Source organism: Pedobacter sp. CG_S7 (assembly GCF_040544395.1).
In the GTDB taxonomy this organism is placed as follows: Bacteria; Bacteroidota; Bacteroidia; order Sphingobacteriales; family Sphingobacteriaceae; genus Pedobacter.
Genome location: NZ_JBEONS010000066.1, coordinates 1 through 6853 on the forward strand (window position 1 = coordinate 1; position 6853 = coordinate 6853).

Below are 6853 nucleotides of genomic sequence, written 5' to 3' on the forward strand. Positions count from 1 at the left end.
ATAAAGCAAAACAAACAAAAAAATCCTAACACGAAATCCACAAAATGTTAACAAGCATCTGATTTTTAACTATTTTTATGCGTTGACCCTGAAGTGGACGGCGCTGAAGTTAGAAGAAAATATTTACTTTCGACTTGGTAATCCTTTTGCTCATAGGTAGTGCGGCATTAATTAAATAGAGACAAATTGAGGAAGTTTTGATACAAATCTGTATAATAATTTACACCTAAAACACCATATTTGATTATCGCCCTAGCAGAGTATAACTGATAGCGTAATACTAATCAAATATTAGATTTTTATGGAAAAACGTTTAAACTCTTGTTTCGGGCAACAGTCCATCTTTAACAAGGTTTTACCTGCAACATTAATTCTACTTTTTAGTTTTAATACTATACATGCACAGCAAAAGCAGTGGTCATTAATTAAAGATAGAATTGTTACTACCTGGGCCGAAAAAGTCAATCCAAAAGCTCCATTACCCGAATATCCTCGACCTCAGTTGGTACGTGTTAATAACTGGAAAAACCTTAATGGTTTATGGAGTTATGCGATTGTAACTAGAGCACAAAGTGAGCCTGTGAAGTATGATGGGAGTATTCTAGTTCCTTATGCTGTAGAGTCGGCACTTTCTGGTGTGGGTAAAACAGTGGGTGCAGACAGTGTGTTATGGTATAAAAATACGATAACAATACCTTCAAGTATGAAGAATAAAGATGTTTTGCTGCACTTTGGTGCAGTTGACTGGCAAACAGAGGTTTTTGTAAATGGCAAGAGTGCTGGTAAACATGAAGGAGGTTTTGATCCTTTTACTTTTAATATTACTTCACTTATTAAAAAAGGAGCTTCTCAGGAAATAAAATTACGTGTATGGGATCCAACAGATAAAGGTCCTCAGCCTAGAGGCAAACAAGTGAAAAGACCGGAAGGTATATGGTATACCCCGGTTACAGGTATCTGGCAAACTGTATGAATCGAAGCCGTTCCAAAATCTTATATATCATCTACAAGACATACACCAGATATTGATGCACATACAATTTCAATAAGCACAGCTGTAGAAAACGTTCAAAAAGGTGATCAGCTTAAAATTGAAGTGCTGGATGGTAAAACTATTGTTGCAGTGAAAAATGTTAACCCTGCTGCTGCAGAGGTGATTACTTTAAAAAATGAAAAATTGTGGTCACCAAGCAGCCCATTTTTATACAATCTTAAAATTACCTTGTTAAGGAATGGAAAAACCGTTGATGCAATCACTAGTTATTTTGCAATGCGTAAAATTTCAATGGGTCCTGATGCTGCAGGTATTCAAAGAATGCTGTTGAACAACAAGTTCGTTTTTCAGTATGGGCCGCTAGATCAGGGCTGGTGGCCTGATGGTTTATATACGGCACCAACAGAGGAAGCGATGGTATATGATATTGATCAGCTAAAAAAGATGGGCTTTAACATGATCCGTAAGCACATTAAAGTAGAACCTGCTAGGTACTATAATTATTGCGACATAAATGGAATGCTGGTTTGGCAGGATATGCCAAGTGGAGATTTAGGAAACAAATGGGAAACCCGTCCGGGAGTACTTGATCGTGCTACGGAAAAAGAACGCTCTACTGAGTCGGAAGGTTACTATAGAAAAGAATGGAATGCCATAATGAATACTTTATATAATTTCCCTTCTATTGTAGTTTGGGTACCATTTAATGAGGCATGGGGACAGTTTAAAACTGTTGAAATTACAGAATGGACAATGAAAAAAGATCCTTCAAGGCTTATTAATAGTGCAAGTGGTGGTAATTTCTTTACTACAGGACATATGATAGACCTGCATAATTATCCTCATCCTGCAATGCCAAGACCAGACGTCTTTGGTTCGAAATTGCTGCTTGTATTGGGTGAGTTTGGTGGTTTAGGTTTACCGATTATTGGACACACCTGGCAGGAAAAAGATAATTGGGGTTACCAATCTTTCAAAAATGCCGATGATCTTTTTGATAAATACGCAACCTACACGAAAAGGCTTGAAGAATTTATTCGTTTAGGCTTATCTGCGGCAGTATATACCCATACAACTGATGTGGAAGGAGAGATAAATGGGTTTATGACATACGATAGAAAAGTAATTAAAGTAGCTGTAGACAAATTAAAAACGGTAAACGACCGATTGTATTTAGTACCTGCACCGTGATTTATATATAAATGATGAAAATTAGAAAAACATTTTATCCTATGGTAGTTGTATGTTTTGGACTTATAATGTCCTGTAAAAGTGATGCTGTTCTTATTGAAGGGAAATCCTTTGAAAAAAATATAGATGGAAAAGAAGTGCATTTATTTAATCTGGAGAATCAAAGTGGCTCAAAGGCGCTGATTACAAATTATGGAGGCAGATTAGTGGGTTTATATGTACCAGATAAAAACAATAAACTGGTTGATGTAGTGGCAGGATTTAGCGATATAGAAGGATACCAAAAATCTACAGAACCTTATTTTGGAGCCACAATAGGTCGTTTTGGCAACCGAATAGCTAACGGTAAATTCATGTTAGATGGAAAGGAATATAAGCTGTTTATCAATAATGGTAAAAATACTTTGCATGGAGGAAAAAAAGGTTATCAGGACGTAGTTTGGGATGCTAAACAGTTAGATAAACAAACTTTGGAGCTCAGCTACTTGTCAAAAGATATGGATGAAGGCTTTCCTGGAAATCTAAAGGTAAAGGTAACCTATACTTTAACTGATGACAATGCACTTAAGATTAGTTACCAAGCGGAGACGGATAAAAATACAGTTGTGAATTTAACTAATCATGCATTTTTTAACTTGAATGGCTCACAAAGCGGTTCCATATTAAATCACTTGGTTCAAATTTACGCTGATAAATATACTCCTGTAGATTCTACGCTCATTCCAACCGGAATTTTAGCGGAGGTAAGTAAAACGCCATTTGATTTTAGGATCGCTAAAAAAATTGGTGAGCGCGTAGATGCAGCTAATGAACAGCTAAATTTTGGTAAAGGTTATGACCATAATTTTGTGCTCAATGCACACGTTGAAGAACAGCCAGTGGCAGTTGTAACCGGCGAAAAAAGTGGTATTGAAATGAGTGTTTATACAGATCAGCCAGGTTTGCAGTTCTACAGTGGTAATTTTATGGGGGGTAAAAATACGATGAAAGGCAATCATAAGGATGATTTAAGAACTGCATTTGCAATGGAAACACAGCATTTTCCGGATAGTCCCAATCAGCCGTCGTTTCCTTCAACTGTACTTAAACCAGGAGAATTATACCATTCCTCGTCGACTTATAAATTTTCGATAGCTAAATAATAAATGAAATTTTCACAAAATGATAGGCTAATCTTTAATAGGAAAACTTCACTTCGTTAAAGCCTTCAACGGGTAAATGCAGCATATCCTAATCATCAAAGAGCAGGATATGCTTTAATAAACAAAAATTATTTTGTGCCTGTTAATAATTTAATTGAATCTACTTCTGCTTGTTTATAAGCCTTACCATCTTTATGAAAAATATCGTGGAACCAAAGTTCTGGTTCTTTACCATCTTTCATGGGCTTATCCCATGCATATTTAGTATTTGTTTTTCCATCAACAAGTCCCCAGTTGTAAGCGCCAATATTTTCTTTTTTAAGCAGGGGCATGATGTTACTGAAAAGACTATTTCTTGATCTGGCCATATATTCGGTACAGATAAGCGGGCGTTTTGAAACACTTCTCAATGTATCGATCCATTTCTGATGGTCTTTTTCATCACCATAATTGTGGTAGGTAGTGACATCAGAATTCTTAATTTGATAGTCAGTCAGTTCTTTTAAAGACAGGTTCCAGGCACCTACAGAAAGCGGCTGACTTGGATTTACGGTACGTGCCCACTCAAACACTTTCTTTAATAGAGGCATACTTTTATTTCCATTATCAGAATTTCCCGGTTCATTATACAAGTCCCAAAGTACAATGCGTTTATCATCTTTAAAGGTTGATAATATATCTTTTACATAAACTTCCAAAGTATCAATAAGAGTAGTATCGGTATACAAAAGTTTTCCTGGATCTCTTACCCATCCTGAGTTGTGAATACCCGGTTTTGGCTCTGGTTGTTTTCCTGCTTCATAAGTAGGATTCCAGCAATCATCGAAAATCACAAATAGTGTCGACATGTTGTGCTTTTCAGCAATATCCAGGTATTTTGACACCCTTTCCTTGAAGCCCTTTTTATCCTGTTTCCAGGCAAGATGATGTAAATACACCCTCATGGAATTCATTCCAATTCCTTCTGCAAAGCCTAATTCTTTATCAATAGTTGCAGGATCGAAAGTGTCTTTTTGCCACATTTCTAATTGGTTTATAGCCGTACTTGGTATGAAATCACTTCCCCTTAACCAACCCCATTTTTTATACCAGTCGTTGGCCTGCTCTACTGTCCATATTTCTCTTGGCGTTTGGTTTGTCTTTTCTTTCTCCTGCATACAGGATTGAAATATTAATGCAAATAAAATTATTACTAAATAGGTTTTTAAATTTCTCATTTTTACTTTTTGGTTAATGGTTTTGGTCGGTCATTTCTACTATCAGGTGTTGGAATATTATTGTGATAATAACTTAAAACTAGAAGGATCAGCAGTTAAAGTAGCAGCAGTACTGTCATTTTCTAAAAATTTCAGATCTATTAAACCCGTGCGTCTTGGTGATACTTTCAATGAATTGAAATGTGTATGAATAACATACCTATAATTTCCTGCCTTGTCAAGAAAAATATCACCATGCCCTATACCGTTATATTTTAATTTTTCTTGACTTATTATAGGGTTTTCAATGTGCTTTTTCCACGGTCCTAATGGGGATGTTGCAATTGCATAACCTACCGCATAGTCTTTACTCCGGAAATCATTTGCTGAATAAATCATATAATAATATTTGCCTTTTTTTAAAACCGTTGGTCCTTCGGTAACTGGCCAGTTTGTTTTTTCTGTATTTTCCCACTTTTCCGTACCCGAAATACATTCTCTGGCAGTTCCTTCAACCATATCAGATAGGTCTTGTTTCATCTCTGATACATAGATTCTATTACCCTCTTTTAGTTTTACATAATAAATATAAGGCTTGCCATCTGTATCAAAAAAGAGGAAAGGATCAATTTGTTTCCCTGAACCTGAGAGTACTTTTAATGTTTCTTGTTTAAATGGACCTATAGGATGTTTACTCTTCGCGATGGCAATCTGCTCATCAGCAGTATAGGCCATATAATACATGTTATTGTGTTTAAATACCTGAGGTGCCCAAAAACCTTTACTACCAAATGAATCACCTTTAGCTAATGCATAACCATTTGCTTTTTCAGGTTTCTTCCATTTTTTTAAGTTAGCAGACTGATAGACTAGAAATCCATCATTGCTGCTGGTTCCGTATAAGTAATAGGTATCTTTTTCCAGGTAAATTGTAGGATCTGCAAGAAAAATTCCAGTACTGCAGCCACTGATGAAAAATAACAATGTAAAGATGCCTAGTATGATTTTCTTTTTTATGACTATCATTCTCCGGAAGGATTCAAAATCGGTGTGTTTATTTTTACTGGTTCACCAAAATTCGGGGTGCCATCAGCATTCCAGGTGAATTTTTGCATTCTCGGACTCCGCTCATTGTTGCATTTTAAGTCAGGTTCTGCATTTGCATGATAGATAATCCAGTCTTCTTTACCATCAGGTGATTTAAAAAAGCCATTATGGCCTGGTCCGTAAGCACCATTTTCAGGTTTTTTAGTAAAAACTGGCAGAGATGATTTTGTCCAGTCTGCCGGATTCATCGGATTTCCTTTATTCTTTAAACTCATCATTCCTAGCGAATAGTCGTCTGTCCAGCAACCACTTGCGGAGTATAGGAGAAAGACTTTACCTTTTGGACTTATTAATATTTCCGGTCCTTCATTAACATCTGGTGAGCCTATCTTTTCCCATTCATAAGTTGGTGTAGCAATTTCGACTCTTGATGTGGCCATTTTCCATGGTAGGGATAACTTTGCAATAAATAACCGCTGTGTGTTGTCTGTTTTGGAAATATGACCGCTCCAGATAATGTAATTTGTCCCATCTTTACTGAAAACAGTTGCATCTATGGCAAAAAAATCAGCTTTATCATCTTTGATCTGACCCTTATTCACCCATGCACCTTGTAATGGATCTTCATTTGAATTTTCAAGCACAAACATCCTTTGCGTAGCTAAATCACCAGATGAACCTGCAGTATAATAGAGATACCACTTGTTGTTTAAGAAATGTAATTCCGGAGCCCAGATATTCCTTGAATCCGGCCCCGATGCCGAAGCAGAATAAACAATCTTTTTTGTCGCATTGTTAAGCTTAGAAAGGGTTTTGGTTTTATAAATTACAATTCGGTTACCTAAAGTATGCATGTAATAATAAAAACCATTTTTTTGTATCACCCATGGGTCAGGCCCGCTGGTAAGTAAAGGATTAGTAAACGTGTTTTTATTTTCAATAACACTTGGTTCCGTGTTAATTAAAGAAGATTGTCCTTTACTACAAAGCACAAAGGCTTGCAATAATAAAATGACTATAATGCTTTTTATATTCATACTCATCAATTTTATAATTGGTTCTCGGCTCTATTTTTTTAGCCCGATACTATTAGCTAAATAAAGGTTTTATTAATGATGTTTTTGCTCAATATTTATTCAAATCGTCTCAAATATTATTTTAATTAATAATAATAATATGTTCATTTAATGTAACGACTCAGGTTGTCTATGAATTAGCAATAGTTGAGAAGGCATTGAGTATTTGCTGCTGATTTTTCTTACATGTATCGGTAATGGAACGAA

At 35.9% G+C, this 6853-nt stretch carries 6 protein-coding genes; 3 read left to right on the top strand and 3 right to left on the bottom strand.

What is annotated here, in order from left to right; all coding sequences use genetic code 11:
* Window positions 1-301: 301 nt before the first annotated feature.
* From AAKU52_RS16820 to AAKU52_RS16830, 3 genes are read left to right on the top strand one after another with little or no spacing between them, the layout of a single operon-like run.
* The gene (locus AAKU52_RS16820) at window positions 302-973 is read left to right on the top strand and encodes a sugar-binding domain-containing protein (protein WP_354335693.1); all 672 of its coding nucleotides are present in this window, start codon (window positions 302-304) and stop codon (window positions 971-973) included.
* 24 nt (window positions 974-997) lie between these two features.
* Window positions 998-2185, top strand: a complete 1188-nt coding sequence (locus tag AAKU52_RS16825; RefSeq protein ID WP_354335703.1) for a glycoside hydrolase family 2 TIM barrel-domain containing protein — start codon at window positions 998-1000, stop codon at window positions 2183-2185.
* An 11-nt stretch (window positions 2186-2196) separates the two neighbouring features.
* Window positions 2197-3327, top strand: a complete 1131-nt coding sequence (locus tag AAKU52_RS16830) for an aldose epimerase family protein (protein WP_354335695.1) — start codon at window positions 2197-2199, stop codon at window positions 3325-3327.
* Between the two features lie 128 nt (window positions 3328-3455).
* On the opposite strand, the gene AAKU52_RS16835 is transcribed toward AAKU52_RS16830, so the two are convergent.
* Genes AAKU52_RS16835 through AAKU52_RS16845 form a run of 3 tightly spaced genes read right to left on the bottom strand, consistent with a single transcriptional unit; the run spans window position 3456 to window position 6607 of the window.
* Window positions 3456-4544: a cellulase family glycosylhydrolase gene (locus AAKU52_RS16835; protein WP_354335697.1), complete on the bottom strand. Its 1089-nt coding sequence runs from the start codon at window positions 4542-4544 to the stop codon at window positions 3456-3458.
* Window positions 4545-4601: 57 nt separating this feature from the next.
* Window positions 4602-5549, bottom strand: coding sequence for a glycoside hydrolase family 43 protein (locus tag AAKU52_RS16840; protein WP_354335699.1), 948 nt, complete (start codon window positions 5547-5549; stop codon window positions 4602-4604).
* The gene (locus AAKU52_RS16845; protein WP_354335701.1) at window positions 5546-6607 is read right to left on the bottom strand and encodes a glycoside hydrolase family 43 protein; all 1062 of its coding nucleotides are present in this window, start codon (window positions 6605-6607) and stop codon (window positions 5546-5548) included. Before AAKU52_RS16845 ends, AAKU52_RS16840 begins: the two co-directional genes overlap by 4 nt.
* Between the last annotated feature and the right edge of the window lie 246 nt (window positions 6608-6853).